This window comes from Streptomyces sp. NPDC002754 (assembly GCF_053592315.1).
Genome location: NZ_JBSFVM010000002.1, coordinates 362,957 through 377,265 on the forward strand (window position 1 = coordinate 362,957; position 14,309 = coordinate 377,265).

The following is a 14,309-nucleotide window of genomic DNA, read 5'->3' on the forward strand; positions in this document are numbered from 1 at the left end:
GGACAGCCCATGTCATTCCATGGGACAAGGAGTACGGTGCTGAACATGTCTCGCAGCATCAATCTCGCAGTGATCCCCGGTGACGGTATCGGCCAGGAGGTCGTGGCCCAGGGTCTCAAGGTCCTCTCCGCCGTCCTTCCGCAGGATGTGAAGCTGGAGACCGAGGAGTACGACTTCGGCGCCAAGCGCTACCACGCGTCCGGTGAGACCCTCACCGAGGACGACCTCGTCTCGCTCAAGAAGCACGACGCCATCCTGCTCGGCGCCATCGGCGACCCGTCGGTGCCGTCCGGCGTCCTGGAGCGCGGCTTCCTGCTGAAGCTCCGCTTCGCGTTCGACCACCACGTCAACCTGCGCCCGTCGAAGCTCCTTCCGGGTGTCTCGACGCCGCTCGCGGGCAAGCCGGACATCGACTTCGTCGTCGTCCGCGAGGGCACCGAGGGCCCGTACACGGGCAACGGCGGCGTGATCCGCAAGGGCACCGAGCACGAGGTCGCCACCGAGGTCTCCGTCAACACCGCGTTCGGTGTGGAGCGCGTGGTCCGTGACGCCTTCGCCCGCGCCCAGGCCCGCCCCCGTAAGAAGCTCACGCTGGTCCACAAGAACAACGTGCTGACCTTCGCGGGCCACCTGTGGACGAACATCTTCAACAAGGTGGCCAAGGAGTTCCCCGAGGTCACCACCGACTACATCCACGTCGACGCGGCGACGATCTACCTCGTCACCGACCCGGCCCGCTTCGACGTGATCGTCACCGACAACCTCTTCGGCGACATCATCACCGACCTCGCCGCGGCCGTCTCCGGCGGTATCGGCGTCGCGGCCTCCGGGAACATCAACCCGAGCCGCGAGTTCCCGTCCATGTTCGAGCCCGTGCACGGCTCGGCCCCGGACATCGCGGGCCAGGGCAAGGCCGACCCGAGCGCCACGATCCTCTCGGTCGCCCTCCTCCTGCGTCACCTCGGGTACGAGGCCGAGGCCGCCCGCATCGAGACCGCGGTCTCCGCGGACCTCGGCGAGCGCGGCGATGCCGTGCGTTCCACCGACGAGATCGGTGACGCCCTCGTCGCCCGAGTAGTAGCCGGCTGACCCGGCGCTCATCTCGTACTGCTGAAAACAGCAGCCGCCGGGTCGCACACCGCGCCCGGCGGCTGTTCTCGTGCGGCCCCTGGGTGCGACCATCAACCCATGGGCCGCTTTTACGCCCCCGTACCCGACAGGTACCACCGGGTCCGTTTCCGAGCACACCCCGTCTCGCGCGATAATCGAACGCGGGACCGCGATGTACGTGGAAGCTCGGACGTCCTAGTACAAAGGGTGCAGGCGTGAACGCGGTCCGTCACAACCAACGGTGAAGGACACGCAACCATGACGACGCCCACGATCGAGCTCAAGCCCACCGCCACCCCGCTGTCCGCCGCGCAGCGCGAGGAGATCCTGGCCAACCCGGGATTCGGCCGCCACTTCACCGACCACATGGTGACGGTGAGGTGGACCGAGGGGCGGGGCTGGCACGACGGGCAGCTGGTGCCCTACGGACCGCTCTCCCTCGACCCGGCCACGAACGTCCTGCACTACGCGCAGGAGATCTTCGAGGGCCTGAAGGCCTACCGCCGCCCCGACGGTTCGGTCGCCACCTTCCGGCCCGACATGAACGCCAAGCGCTTCCAGCACTCCGCCTGGCGCCTCGGCATGCCCGAGCTGCCGGTCGAGACCTTCGTCGAGGCCTGTGACCTGCTCGTCCAGCAGGACAAGGACTGGGTGCCCGCGCACGGTGGCGAGGAGTCGCTCTACCTGCGCCCGTTCATGATCGCGACCGAGGTCGGGCTGGGCGTGAAGCCCGCCAACGAGTACCTCTTCATCGTCATCGCCTCGCCCGCGGGCGCGTACTTCCCCGGCGGCGTGAAGCCCGTCTCCATCTGGCTCTCCGAGGACCGCGTGCGCGCCGTGCCCGGCGGTGTCGGCGACGCCAAGACCGGTGGCAACTACGCGGCGTCGCTGCTCGCGCAGGCCGAGGCCGCCGCGAAGGGCTGCGACCAGGTCGCCTACCTCGACGCCGTCGAGCACAAGTGGGTCGAGGAACTGGGCGGCATGAACCTGTACTTCGTGTACGGCGACAAAATCGTCACGCCCACCCTCACCGGTTCGCTGCTCGCCGGCGTCACCCGTGACTCGCTCCTCCAGGTCGCCCGCGACCTCGGCTACGAGTCGGAGGAGCGCCGCATCTCCATCGACGAGTGGCAGGCCGCCACGGAGTCCGGCGAGCTGACCGAGGTCTTCGCGTGCGGCACCGCCGCCGTCATCACGCCGGTCGGCACGGTCAAGCGTGCGAGCGCCGAGTGGACCCAGTCCGGCGGCGAGGCCGGCGAGGTCACGATGAAGCTGCGCAACGCGCTCCTGGACATCCAGCGCGGCAAGGCCGAGGACACGCATGGCTGGATGCACGAGCTGGGCTAGTCGCTCCGCTCGGCCGGTCGGCCTACCAGTGCAGGGCCGCACTCCCGTTCGGGGGTGCGGCCCTGTTTGCGTGTGCGCCGTGCGGCGATTTTAGAGCGCGATTCAACCTGCACCGCACCCTGTCACCACCTGGCCTTCCAGCTCGCAGCGGCCAGCGTTAGAATGGCGCTCTAAGAACGACGAGGAGGCGTGACGGCGTGAGACTGACCCCCACGGAACGTGACCGGCTGCTGCTGTTCGGCGCCGCCGAGCTCGCGCGGGCCCGCAAGGCGCGCGGCCTGCGGCTCAACGTGCCGGAGGCGACCGCCCTGATCGCGGACACCGTCTGCGAGGCGGCCCGCGACGGGGAGCGGCTCGCCGAGGCGATCGAGGCGGCGCGCTCCGTGCTCGGGCCCGACGACGTGCTGCCGGGCGTCGCCGATGTGGTGACCGAGGTGCACGTCGAGGCGGTCTTCGACGACGGTTCGCGGCTCGCGGTCGTGAGTGACCCGATCGCGGGCGGCAGTCTCACGGACGAGGCCCCCGGCGCGCTGCTGCCCGGCCCCGAACACCACGACCCCGGGCCCGAGTTGACGCTCACCGTCACCAACACGGCGACCGTCCCCGTCTCCGTCACCTCCCACTTCCACTTCTTCGAGGTCAACCCGCGCCTGGACTTCGTACGGGACAAGGCGTACGGGATGCGGCTCGCGGTGCCCGCGGGGTCGTCGGTGCGGTTCGGGCCGGGGGAGACCCGGGACGTCGGGCTTCTGCCGATCGGCGGGGCCCGGGTCGCCATTGGGTTCGCGGGTCTGGTCGACGGTCCGCTGGACGCCCCCGGCGCCCGCGAGGAGGCGCTGCGCCGCGCCGCCGCCTGCGGATACCGGGGTGCCAAGATTGAGGAGGAGGGCCGATGAGCCGCCCCGGAGGCCACGCCGCCGAAGCCCGCCGACTGACCCCCTACGAGTACGCGGGGACGCACGGCCCGCGCGCCGGTGACCGCGTCCGGCTCGGGGACTCGGGGCTCACCATCAAGGTCGAGTCCGACTCCCAGAGTTACGGGGACGAGTTCCTCGCCGGGTTCGGCAAGACCGCGCGTGACGGGCTGCACCTGAAGGCCGCCGCGGTCCGCGACACCTGCGACATCGTGATCAGCAACGTCGTGGTGATCGATGCCGCGCTCGGGATCAGGAAGGTCTCCATCGGGATCCGGGAGGGCCGCATCCACGCCGTCGGGCGGGCCGGAAACCCGGACACGTTGGACGGCGTCGACGTCGTGGTCGGCACGGGCACGACGATCGTCTCCGGCGAGGGCATGATCGCCACCGCCGGAGCCGTCGACACCCACGTGCATCTGCTGTCGCCGCGCATCATGGAGGCCTCGCTCGCCTCCGGCGTCACCACGATCATCGGCCAGGAGTTCGGCCCGGTCTGGGGCGTCGGGGTCAACTCGCCGTGGGCGATGAAGCACGCGTTCTCCGCCTTCGACGCGTGGCCGGTCAACATCGGCTTCCTGGGCCGGGGTTCGTCCTCCGAGGACGCCCCGCTGGTCGAGGCACTCGCCGAGGGCGGCGCCTGCGGATTCAAGGTGCACGAGGACATGGGCGCACACAACCGCGCCCTCGACACCGCCCTCCGGGTGGCGGAGGAGCACGACGTCCAAGTCGCCCTGCACAGCGACGGGTTGAACGAGTGCCTGTCGGTCGAGGACACCCTCAAGGTGCTCGAAGGCCGGACCATCCACGCCTTCCACATCGAGGGCTGCGGCGGCGGCCACGTGCCAAATGTACTGAAGATGGCGGGAGTTCCGAACGTCATCGGCTCGTCCACCAACCCGACCCTCCCCTTCGGCCGCGACGCCGTCGCCGAGCACTACGGCATGATCGTCTCCGTCCACGACCTGAAGACGGACCTCCCCGGCGACGCCGCGATGGCCCGCGACCGGATCCGCGCCGGGACGATGGGTGCCGAGGACGTACTGCACGACCTGGGCGCCATCGGCATCACGTCCTCGGACGCGCAGGGCATGGGGCGTGCGGGGGAGACCGTGCGCAGGACGTTCGCGATGGCCGGGAAGATGAAGGGCGAGCTCGGCGACCCGGGCGTCGGCCACGACAACGAGCGCGTCCTGCGCTACATGGCGAAGCTGACCATCAACCCGGCCATCGCGCACGGCCTCTCGCACGAGATCGGGTCGCTCGAGCCCGGCAAGATGGCCGACATCGTGCTGTGGCGCCCCGAGTTCTTCGGCGCCAAGCCGCAGCTCGTCCTGAAGTCCGGCTTCCCCGCGTACGGGGTGGTGGGTGACCCCAACGCCGCCACCGACACCTGCGAACCCCTGGTTCTCGGCCCGCAGTTCGGGGCGTACGGAGCGACGGCCGCCGAGCTGTCGGTCGCCTTCGTCGCGCAGGCCGCCGTCGACGACGGGCACGACACGATGCCCACCCGCAGGCGCCGCGTCGCGGTCCGCGGCACGCGCGGCATCGGCCCCGCCGATCTGCGCCTCAACTCCCGTACGGGAGCGGTCGACGTGGACCAGCGCACGGGCCTCGTCACCCTCGACGGCGACCCGCTGCGCTCCGAGCCGGCCGAGTCCGTCTCCCTCAACCGCCTCTACTTCCTGTAAGGGATCGAGCTCATGACGCAGCCCATGACGTATGTGATGCCGCCCGAGTGGGCCCCGCACGCGCGCACGTGGATGGCGTGGCCGGGCCCCAACCCGACCTTCTCCGACGAGGCCGAACTGGCCGGGGCGCGGGCCGCGTGGGCTTCCGTAGCTCATGCGGTGCGCCGCCACGAGCCGCTGACGATGGTCGTCGGCACGGGGCAGGCGGAGTCCGCGCGGGCGCTGCTCGACCCGTCGATCGAGCTGGTCGAGCGGGAACTGGACGACGCGTGGATGCGCGACATCGGCCCTACGTTCGTGAGGCATTCCGGGTCCGGTGAACTGGCCGCCGTGGACTGGACGTTCAACGGCTGGGGCGCGCAGAGCTGGGCCCGCTGGGAGCACGACGCGAAGATCGCGCGCCATGTCGCGGACCTGGCCGGTGTGCCCGTGCACTCCACGTCGCTCGTCAACGAGGGCGGCGGCATCCACGTCGACGGCGAGGGCACGGTGCTCCTGACGAAGACGGTGCAGCTCGACGAGGGCCGAAACCCGGGCCGCCCCAAGGGCGACGTCGAGGCGGAGATCCACGCCCGGATCGGCACGTCCAAGGCGATCTGGCTGCCGCGCGGACTCACCGCGGACTACGGCGAGTTCGGCACGCGTGGACATGTCGACATCGTGGCGGCCTTCGCGGCGCCCGGTGTGGTCCTGGTCCACTCTCAGCGGGACCCGGCGCACCCGGACTTCGAGGTGAGCCGCGAGATCATCGGCTGCCTCGCCGGGCAGACGGACGCGCGGGGCAGGCCCCTGGAGATCGTCGAGGTCCCGGCGCCGAAGGTCCTCACGGACGCGGCGGACGGCGGCTGGGTCGACTACTCGTACATCAACCACTACCTCTGCAACGACGGCGTGGTGCTGTGCGGCTTCGACGACCCGAACGACGAGGAGGCCGCGGCGATCTTCCGCCGGCTGTTCCCGTCCCGGACGGTCACCCTCGTCGACGCCCGCACGATCTTCGCGGCGGGCGGCGGCATCCACTGCATCACTCAGCAGCAACCGCTCTCGGGTGCCTGAGCGGTGACCGGGACGCAGCGCCGACGCACACCGGCGCCACCGCGCGAGGCCGTGCTCGCCGCGACCATGGCGATGATCGCCGAGCACGGCCTCGAACGGCTGACGCTCGCCGCGCTCGGCCGCGAGGTCGGCATGAGCAGCGGCCACCTCGCGTACCACTTCGGCAGCAAGGACGAGCTGCTGCTGCGGACGCTGGAGTGGAGTGAGGGTCGACTGGGCGCGCGCCGCCGGGAGTTGCTGGTCGGCGGCAGCAGCGCGCGGGAGCGCCTCGACGCCTACGTCGACCTGTACGTCCCGGACGCGCCGCGCGATCCGCACTGGACGTTGTGGCTCGAGGTGTTCAACCGCTCGCGCAACGCCGACGACGACGCGCGGGCCCGCCAGGCCGCCATCGAGGGGACCTGGCACCGCGACCTCGTGGCGCTGCTCGCCGAGGGCGTCTCACGCGGCGAGTTCGGGGCCCTCGACCCGGACCGCTTCGCGACCCGGCTGCGGGCGCTGCTCGACGGCTTCTCCATCGCGGTGGCGATCGGCCTGCGCGCGGACCGGGGCCAGGTCATGGGCCACGTACGGGAGTTCCTGGACGAAGCCCTGTCCCGGAACGGCTAGAGGGTGAACCGGAGCGGGGTGCCGGGCGCCGCCTGGGCCGCCGCGCCGAGGGCGTCCTCGTCCACGACGGCGATCACCGGGTAGCCGCCGGTCGTCGGATGGTCGTGGAGGAACACCACGGGCCGCCCGTCCGGGGGCACCTGCACCGCGCCGAGCACCATGCCCTCGCTGGGTAGCTCGCCGTCCAACTCCCGTTCCAGGGAGGGCCCTTCGGTACGCAGGCCGATCCGGTTGCTGTTGGCCGAGACGGTGTACGTGGCGGTGACGAAGGTGCGGCGCGCGCCCTCGGTGAACCAGTCCGTGCGCGGCCCGAACCGGGCCGGCAGCACGAGTTCCTCCGGGGGAGCGGTCCATGGTGCGGCCACCGGTGTGGCGGGGTGCGCACCGGGTGCCTCGCCGACGGGCAACAGGTCCCCCGCGCCCAGCGGTGCGGGGCCGAGCCCCGACAGCAGATCGGTGGACCGGCTCCCGAGCACGGCCTCGACGGCGAACCCTCCGGCTACGGCGACGTAGGACCGCACGCCTGCACTGGCCGTGCCCACGTCGAGGGTCGCTCCGGCCGGCACGTACACGGGTACGCCCCAAGCGGCGGGCGCCCCGTCGACGGTGACCGGGCACGGCGCCCCACCCACGACGAAGCTGACGCCCTGGTCGGGGCGCAACGCACACCCGGTGAGGGTCGTCTCCAGTACGGCGGCGTCCTCCGGATTCCCGACCAGCCGGTTGGCCAGCCGCAGCGCATCCGCGTCCAGCGCGCCGGACCTGGGAACGCCGAGGTGGGCGTGGCCGATCCGCCCGGAGTCCTGAATGGTGGTGAGCGCCCCGGCCCGCACGACGGTGATCTTCCCGCTCATGCCGTGCCCCCTCCCGCCCCGTCCGTCCTCCGCACTGTGGGGCTCCGCCCCACACCCCGCTGGCTCTCGTCCGAAAGCGGGGCTTGATATGCCGAACCGGTCCCCGCCGACCCTTGAGACGCGGACAGATCAAGCCTCGACTCATGAGGCGATGAAGCGGGCAATTCAAGCCCCTGCGGCGATTGGGCAGCGGAGCCCCGTGACGTCAACCCCGTGGGGGCATGAGTCGTGGGCTCCGGCCCGGCGGCGACATCAAGCCCCGCCGGCGATTGAGGCGCGGGGTCCGGGGCGGAGCCCCGTGGCGTCGGCCCCGTCGGGGCGAAACGGACCCGTGTCCCAGGCGACAACAGCGCCGCCGCCGACCGCCCCACATCCCACAGAACCCCGGGATCCGGCATCGTCCCGATCAACTGCCACCCACCCGGCGACTCCCGCGGATACACCGCCGAGTACCCCCCAGCCACCCCAACCGCCCCCGCAGGAACCCGCGTACGCGGAGTCGCCCGCCGCGGCACCCGCAACCCCTCCGGCAACCCGGCCAGATACCCGAACCCCGGCGCGAACCCGCAGAACGCCACCCGGTACTCGAACGAGGAGTGCACCGCGGCGACCTCCGCCACCGACACCCCCCACAGCCCCGCCACCTCCGCCAGATCCGGCCCGTCGTACACGACAGGAATCGTCACGACGTCCCCCTCCGCCACGGAGCCCACCGGCACATCCCACTCGCCCACCTGGCGCGCGAGCGCATCCCGCTCCGCCACCCCGTCGAGCAGCACCGTCCGCGCCCCCGGCACGATCTCCCGCACCGGCGGCAGCACCCCCGCACCGCGCCTGCGCAGCACCTCCGCGTGGAACGCCCCCGCCTGCTCGGCGTCGTCGAACTCCACCAGCAGCGCCCGCCGCCCGGCAGCCCGTACGCGCATGCTCACGTGAACGCCCCGACCTCAACCCCGGCGCCCTCGAGCGCCACCCGCACCCGCGCCGCGATCGCCGCCGCGCCAGGGGTGTCACCGTGCACGCACAACGACCGCGCGGCGACGGCGACATGGGACCCGTCGACCGCCTCGACCCCTCCGTCCACCGCGAACGCGACGGACCGGCGCACCACGGCGTCCGCGTCCTCGACGACGGCGCCCGGCTCGCGGCGCGGCACGAGCGTGCCCTCGGGGGTGTACGCACGGTCGGCGAAGGCCTCGCGCACGGGCCGCAGCCCGAACTCCTCGGCCACGCGCAGCAGTTGGGATCCGGGGAGCCCCAGCACGGGCAGCTCCCCACCCGCGAGCCGCGCACCGTCGACGACCGCACGGGCCTGTTCCGCGTCCCGCACGGTCCGGTTGTAGAGCGCCCCGTGCGGCTTCACGTACGCCACCTCGGCGCCGGCCGCCTCGGCGAACACCCGCAACGCCCCGATCTGGTACGCCACTTCGGACGCAAGCTCGTCCGGCGGCACGTCCATGGCGCGCCGCCCGAACCCGGCGAGGTCCCGGTACGAGACCTGCGCCCCGATCTGTACACCGCGCTCGGCGGCCAGGTCGCAGACCCGGCGCATCACGGAGGGATCGCCGGCGTGGAACCCGCAGGCGACGTTGGCGCTGGTCACCACGGAGAGCAGGGCCTCGTCGTCGGTGAGGCTCCACCGGCCGAAGCCTTCGCCGAGGTCGGCATTGAGGTCGATGACATCCTGGATCACGAGCTCAAGGTAGAGGATCGTTGAACGATCCGACAAGGGTCAAGATTCGGTCTCGATGAAAGCCCGATCGGATGTCCGCGCTCCGGAACCTCTTGTTAGATCGTTGAACGATCCTCTAGGGTCCGTGCATCCCTCATCCATAAGTGCGTCCCTCATCGAAAAGGCCGCCGCATGATCGTTCTGCTCGGCGTGCTCGTGGTGATCCTCGGATTCGTCACGCGCCGCAATCCCGTTCTCGTGGTCGGTGTCGCCGGCATCGTCACCGGGCTGCTCGGCAAGATGAACCCGCTGGAGATCCTCGCCGCCTTCGGCACCTCCTTCGCCGACAGCCGCTCCGTCACCGTCTTCGCCATCGTGCTGCCGGTGATCGGCCTCCTGGAGCGCTACGGCCTGCGCGAACAGGCCCGCACCCTCATCGGGAAACTCGGCAAGCTCAGCGCCGGCCGCTTCCTCACCGCGTACCTGCTGGTCCGCCAGGTCACCGCCGCCTTCGGCCTCAACAACCTCGGCGGCCCCGCCCAGGCGGTCCGCCCGCTCGTCGCGCCGATGGCGGAGGCCGCCGCCGAACGCAAGTCCGGGGCCGTGCTCCCGGACAAGATGCGCGAGAAGGTCCGCTCCTACTCGGCGTCCGCCGACACCGTCGGCGTCTTCTTCGGTGAGGACTGCTTCATCGCGATCGGCTCGATCCTGCTGATCACCGGATTCGTGAACTCGACGTACCACGAGCACCTCGAACCCACGCAGCTCGCGCTGTGGGCCATCCCGCTGGCCGTCTGCGCCTTCTTCATCCACGGCGCCCGCCTGCTGCGCCTCGACAGGCATCTGGAGCGCGAGATGGCGCTCGCCGCCGCCGAGCACGACATCCCGCTGCCGAAGCAGACCCCGGGCGACTCCGGGAAGGAGACCGCCAAGTGATCAAGGTCGAATGGCTCTACTGGCTGATCGGTCTCGTCTTCGTCGTCATGGCCGTGCAGATGGCGAGGGACCGGACCAACCCCAAGCGCTGGACGTCGGCCGCCTTCTGGGGGCTGCTCGGACTGACCTTCCCCTACGGCACCGGGGTCGCGGGCGGCTCGAAGGCGCTGCCCGCCGAACCCCTGGGCGTTGCGGTCCTCGCGCTGATCGCGCTCGCCGGGTTCAACTTCATCGGCAAGGGCGAACCGGTCACGACCACGCAGGAGCAGCGCGAGAAGTCCGCGGTCCGCCTCGGCAACAAGCTGTTCATCCCGGCGCTCACCATCCCGATCGTCGCCATCATCTGCGCGTCCTTCCTCGACGAATCGGGGATCTTCGAGACCGGCCAGGCCACCCTCCTCGGGCTCGGCGTCGGCTGCGTCGCGGCGCTCGTCGTCGGGATGCTGGTCACCGGCGAGCGCAAGGTGTCGACGCCGATCCACTCCGGCCGCTCGATGCTGGAGGCGATGGGCGCGGCGCTGCTGCTGCCCCAACTCCTCTCCGTCCTCGGCACGATCTTCGCGGTCGCAGGCGTCGGCAGCCAGGTCGGCCGGATCACGAACGCCATGCTGCCGGACGACTCCAAGTACCTGGCCGTGATCGCGTACTGCGTCGGCATGTTCCTGTTCACCGTGATCATGGGCAACGCCTTCGCGGCCTTCCCCGTCATGACGGCGGCGATCGGCTGGCCGGTGCTCATCCAGCAGATGGGCGGCAACGAGCCCGCGGTCCTCGCGATGGGCATGCTCGCGGGCTTCAGCGGCACGCTCATCACGCCCATGGCCGCCAACTTCAACATCGTCCCGGCGACCCTCCTCGAACTGAAGGACCAGTACGGGCCGATCAAGGCACAACTGCCGACGGGCTTCGCGCTCCTCGGCTGCAACATCGTGATCATGTCGCTGTTCGCGTTCTAGGAGGTCGGAGCCGATGACCCGGGTACTGCTCACGGGATTCGAACCGTTCGGCGGGGAGTCCTTGAACCCGTCGTGGGAGGCGGCGCGGGCGGTCGCCGCCGCGCCACCGGAAGGTCTCGCCGTCACGGCGGTCCAACTCCCGTGCGTCTTCGGCGAATCACTGAAGACGCTACGGGCCGCGGTCACCGAGACCCGCCCCGACCTGGTCGTCTGCCTCGGCCAGGCGGGCGGCCGCCCCGGCGTCACGATCGAGCGCGTCGCCATCAACGTCGACGATGCCCGCATCCCCGACAACGCGGGTGCGCAACCGATCGACGTCCCGGTGGTACCGGGCGGCCCGGCCGCCTACTTCTCGACGCTGCCGGTGAAGGCGTGCGTGTCGGCGATGCGCTCCGCGGGGGTCCCGACAGCACTCTCCAACACGGCCGGAACGTTCGTCTGCAACCACGTGGCCTACGGCCTCGCCCACCTCCTGGCCACGGAACTCCCGGACACCCGGGGCGGCTTCGTCCACGTCCCGTGGGCACCGGACCAGGTACCGGACGGCTCAGCACCGTCCCTCCCGGCCGAAACGGTCGCCACGGCCATCCGTTCGTTGCTGCTGACGGCTGCCTCGACGAACGAAGACCTCAAGGTCACGGAGGGCGCAACGCACTGACGGCCAGGGGCGCGGGGAACTGCGCAAACCGGACCACAGCAGCACCGCACCCGGCGACGCACACGCACCCCGCGGGCACGCGCCCGCACCCCGCCCCACCGAAAGGCCCCCCATGCTCACCCCGGACGAAACCGCCCAGCTGGCGGCAGCCAACGTCACCCGTGAATACCCCAACTTCACGGCCCACCTCACCACCTCCCCGGACGACAACGCCCGCCCGAGCGAGCTCCACCCCGCCTTCTACGGCGCCTACGACTGGCACAGCTCCGTGCACATGCACTGGCTGCTGCTCCGGACCCGGCCGGAGGCCCACGCCGACGTACTCGACCGCCACCTCACCCGCGAGAACCTCACCCGGGAAGCCGACTACCTCCTCGCCCGACCGGGCTTCGAGCGCCCCTACGGCTGGGCCTGGCTCGTCGCGCTCGCCGCGCAGTGCGAGGGCACCCGCTGGGCCGACGCCTTCGCCCCGGCCGTGGACGCGGTCGACCGCCTCCTCACGGACTGGCTCCCGAAGGCCACGTATCCCGTACGCCACGGCATCCACGCCAACAGCGCCTTCGCCCTCGGCCTGATCCTCGACACGGGGGAGCGGGCCGGACTGCCCGCCCGCACCCTCGACGCCGTACGGGAACGACTGCGGAGCTGGTTCGCCGCGGACCACGACGCGCCCGCCCACTGGGAGCCCTCCGGCCAGGACTTCCTGTCGCCGGCGCTGACCGAGGCCGACGCGATGCGCCGCGTGTTCGAGAACGCCGACGACTTCGCCGCCTGGCTCGACCGCTTCCTCCCCGCCCTCGCCGCCGACGCCCCCTGCGCACTCCTCGACGTACCGGTCGTCTCCGACCACGCCGACCCGCACATCGGCCACCTTCTCGGCCTCGCGCTCTCCCGCGCCGCCGCGCTGCGCACGATCGCGAACGCACTGCCGGAGGGACTCGTGCGCGAGCGGCTCACGAAGGCGGCCGAGGAGCACCTCGACGCGGGCCTCCCGGCCGTCGAGAGCGGCGACTTCACGACCGACCACTGGCTCGCGACGTTCGCCGAACTCGCGCGTGAACCGCACCGCGAACAGCCCCGTGAACACTATGAACGCAAGTACGCGTGATCGTTGCCCGGGTGCTCTTGCTCTGAGCATGACCACTCCCGCATCGTGCCGATCATGGGACGAGAACAATGGAAGAAGATCCTGGTCGGCTCGGCCGGGAACATGGTCGAGTGGTTCGACTGGTTCGTGTACGCGAGCTTCGCGACGTACTTCGCGGGATCCTTCTTCCCGAGCGGCAACCCGACCGCCCAGCTGATGAACACCGCCGGCATCTTCGCCGTCGGCTTCTTCATGCGCCCCGTGGGCGGCTGGCTGCTCGGCCGGGTCGGTGACCGCAAGGGCCGCAAGGCGGCGCTGACCCTCACCGTCTCGCTGATGTCCGCGTCGGCGGTGCTCATCGCCATCGCGCCGACGTACGCGGTGGCCGGCTACGGCGGCGCCGTCGTGCTGCTGATCGCGCGCCTGCTCCAGGGCCTCTCGGTCGGCGGCGAGTACGCGGCCAGCGCCACCTACCTCACCGAGGCCTCGTCCCCGGAGAAGCGCGGCTTCGCCTCCAGCTTCCAGTACGTGTCGATGACGGCGGGCCAGATCGTCGGCCTCGGGCTGATGATCGTGCTCCAGCGCACCATGACCGACGGCGCCCTGCACAGCTGGGGCTGGCGCATCCCGTTCATCATCGGCGCCCTCGGCGCGGCGATCATCTTCTACCTGCGCCGCAACATGCTGGAGACCGAGGTCTACGAGGAGTCCGCCGACGCGGACGCCACCGTGGGCGGCGACGACAAGGGCACCATCAAGGCGCTGATGGCGCACAAGCGCGAGGCGTTCCTCGTGATCGCGCTGACCATGGGCGGCACGGTCGCGTACTACACGTACACGACGTACCTGACGAAGTACCTGTCCAATTCGGCGGGCCTCAGCAAGGACACGGCCACCCTCGTCTCCTTCTTCGCCCTCGTCGTCTTCGCCTGTCTGCAACCGCTCGCCGGCGCGCTGTCCGACCGGATCGGCCGCCGCCCGCTGCTGATCACCTTCGCGGTCGGCTCCACCTTCCTGACCGTGCCGATCATGACGCTGCTCCAGCACGCGGGCTCGTTCTGGCCGGCCCTCGGCCTCTCCCTGCTCGCCCTCGTCATCGTCACGGGCTACACGTCCATCAACGCCTGCGTGAAGGCCGAGCTCTTCCCGACGGGCATCCGCGCCCTCGGCGTGGCTCTCCCGTACGCCATCGCCAACGCCCTCTTCGGCGGCACCGCCGAATACGTGGCGCTCTGGTTCAAGGACGCGGGCATCGAGTCGGGCTTCTACTGGTACGTCGCCGGGTGCGCGGCCGTCTCGCTGATCGTCTACCTGACGATGCGCGAGACCCGCGACATCGACCTGAACCAGGTCAAGAACGCGGAGGCCGTCGGCGGCACGCCGGCGAAGCAGACCGCCTGACCGCAGCGGGCTCTTTTC

13 protein-coding genes and 1 pseudogene are annotated in these 14,309 nt (G+C 70.9%); 11 read left to right on the plus strand and 3 right to left on the minus strand.

What is annotated here, in order from left to right; genetic code table 11:
* The first annotated feature begins 45 nt into the window (after positions 1-45).
* The 6 genes from ACWD2L_RS09040 to ACWD2L_RS09065 all read left to right on the plus strand — a co-directional run bounded on the left by ACWD2L_RS09040 (position 46) and on the right by ACWD2L_RS09065 (position 6,727).
* The gene (locus tag ACWD2L_RS09040) at positions 46-1,089 is read left to right on the plus strand and encodes a 3-isopropylmalate dehydrogenase (RefSeq protein WP_351342707.1); all 1,044 of its coding nucleotides are present in this window, start codon (positions 46-48) and stop codon (positions 1,087-1,089) included.
* A gap of 279 nt (positions 1,090-1,368) precedes the next feature.
* Positions 1,369-2,457, plus strand: a complete 1,089-nt coding sequence (locus ACWD2L_RS09045) for a branched-chain amino acid aminotransferase (protein ID WP_351342705.1) — start codon at positions 1,369-1,371, stop codon at positions 2,455-2,457.
* A 197-nt stretch (positions 2,458-2,654) separates the two neighbouring features.
* Positions 2,655-3,353, plus strand: a complete 699-nt coding sequence (ureA, locus tag ACWD2L_RS09050) for an urease subunit gamma (protein WP_351342704.1) — start codon at positions 2,655-2,657, stop codon at positions 3,351-3,353.
* Positions 3,350-5,062 carry an urease subunit alpha gene (locus ACWD2L_RS09055; RefSeq protein ID WP_351342702.1) on the plus strand — a complete coding sequence of 571 codons (1,713 nt, stop codon included), beginning with the start codon at positions 3,350-3,352 and terminating at the stop codon, positions 5,060-5,062. The genes ureA and ACWD2L_RS09055 overlap by 4 nt, the downstream gene beginning before the upstream one ends.
* 24 nt (positions 5,063-5,086) lie before the next feature.
* A complete protein-coding gene (locus ACWD2L_RS09060; RefSeq protein WP_351342714.1) occupies positions 5,087-6,118 on the plus strand; it encodes an agmatine deiminase family protein in 1,032 nt (343 codons plus the stop codon).
* A 66-nt stretch (positions 6,119-6,184) separates the two neighbouring features.
* On the plus strand, positions 6,185-6,727 hold the full coding sequence (locus tag ACWD2L_RS09065; RefSeq protein ID WP_351342712.1) for a TetR/AcrR family transcriptional regulator: 543 nt from the start codon (positions 6,185-6,187) through the stop codon (positions 6,725-6,727).
* Here the strand turns inward: ACWD2L_RS09065 and ACWD2L_RS09070 are convergent.
* The 3 genes and pseudogenes from ACWD2L_RS09070 to ACWD2L_RS09080 form a co-directional block, all read right to left on the minus strand.
* Entirely contained in the window at positions 6,724-7,581 is an 858-nt protein-coding gene (locus tag ACWD2L_RS09070) for a 5-oxoprolinase subunit C family protein (RefSeq protein WP_351342700.1), read from the minus strand. The genes ACWD2L_RS09065 and ACWD2L_RS09070 overlap by 4 nt on opposite strands.
* A 314-nt stretch (positions 7,582-7,895) precedes the next feature.
* Positions 7,896-8,507: pseudogene (locus ACWD2L_RS09075) on the minus strand (5-oxoprolinase subunit B family protein); the annotation flags it as partial.
* A 2-nt stretch (positions 8,508-8,509) separates the two neighbouring features.
* On the minus strand, positions 8,510-9,274 hold the full coding sequence (locus tag ACWD2L_RS09080; protein WP_351342698.1) for a LamB/YcsF family protein: 765 nt from the start codon (positions 9,272-9,274) through the stop codon (positions 8,510-8,512).
* Positions 9,275-9,445: 171 nt separating this feature from the next.
* On the opposite strand from ACWD2L_RS09080, the gene ACWD2L_RS09085 reads away from it, so the two are divergent.
* The 5 genes from ACWD2L_RS09085 to ACWD2L_RS09105 all read left to right on the plus strand — a co-directional run bounded on the left by ACWD2L_RS09085 (position 9,446) and on the right by ACWD2L_RS09105 (position 14,291).
* Positions 9,446-10,189 carry a DUF969 domain-containing protein gene (locus ACWD2L_RS09085; RefSeq protein WP_351342696.1) on the plus strand — a complete coding sequence of 248 codons (744 nt, stop codon included), beginning with the start codon at positions 9,446-9,448 and terminating at the stop codon, positions 10,187-10,189.
* Positions 10,186-11,145 carry a DUF979 domain-containing protein gene (locus tag ACWD2L_RS09090; protein WP_351342694.1) on the plus strand — a complete coding sequence of 320 codons (960 nt, stop codon included), beginning with the start codon at positions 10,186-10,188 and terminating at the stop codon, positions 11,143-11,145. Before ACWD2L_RS09085 ends, ACWD2L_RS09090 begins: the two co-directional genes overlap by 4 nt.
* A 13-nt stretch (positions 11,146-11,158) precedes the next feature.
* On the plus strand, positions 11,159-11,803 hold the full coding sequence (gene pcp / locus ACWD2L_RS09095) for a pyroglutamyl-peptidase I (RefSeq protein WP_351342692.1): 645 nt from the start codon (positions 11,159-11,161) through the stop codon (positions 11,801-11,803).
* A 112-nt stretch (positions 11,804-11,915) separates the two neighbouring features.
* Entirely contained in the window at positions 11,916-12,911 is a 996-nt protein-coding gene (locus ACWD2L_RS09100; protein WP_351342690.1) for a DUF2891 domain-containing protein, read from the plus strand.
* 54 nt (positions 12,912-12,965) lie between these two features.
* A complete protein-coding gene (locus tag ACWD2L_RS09105; protein ID WP_351342688.1) occupies positions 12,966-14,291 on the plus strand; it encodes an MFS transporter in 1,326 nt (441 codons plus the stop codon).
* The last annotated feature ends 18 nt before the right edge of the window (positions 14,292-14,309 follow it).

Coding starts and splice junctions, on each gene's coding strand:
- ACWD2L_RS09065 (WP_351342712.1), top strand. CDS start 6,185: ATGGCGATGATCGCCGAGCACGGCCTCGAACGGCTGACGCTCGCCGCG.
- ACWD2L_RS09055 (WP_351342702.1), top strand. CDS start 3,350: ATGAGCCGCCCCGGAGGCCACGCCGCCGAAGCCCGCCGACTGACCCCC.
- ACWD2L_RS09045 (WP_351342705.1), top strand. CDS start 1,369: ATGACGACGCCCACGATCGAGCTCAAGCCCACCGCCACCCCGCTGTCC.
- ACWD2L_RS09100 (WP_351342690.1), top strand. CDS start 11,916: ATGCTCACCCCGGACGAAACCGCCCAGCTGGCGGCAGCCAACGTCACC.
- ACWD2L_RS09105 (WP_351342688.1), top strand. CDS start 12,966: ATGGGACGAGAACAATGGAAGAAGATCCTGGTCGGCTCGGCCGGGAAC.
- ACWD2L_RS09085 (WP_351342696.1), top strand. CDS start 9,446: ATGATCGTTCTGCTCGGCGTGCTCGTGGTGATCCTCGGATTCGTCACG.
- ACWD2L_RS09070 (WP_351342700.1), bottom strand. CDS start 7,581: ATGAGCGGGAAGATCACCGTCGTGCGGGCCGGGGCGCTCACCACCATT.
- ACWD2L_RS09040 (WP_351342707.1), top strand. CDS start 46: ATGTCTCGCAGCATCAATCTCGCAGTGATCCCCGGTGACGGTATCGGC.
- pcp (WP_351342692.1), top strand. CDS start 11,159: ATGACCCGGGTACTGCTCACGGGATTCGAACCGTTCGGCGGGGAGTCC.
- ACWD2L_RS09060 (WP_351342714.1), top strand. CDS start 5,087: ATGACGTATGTGATGCCGCCCGAGTGGGCCCCGCACGCGCGCACGTGG.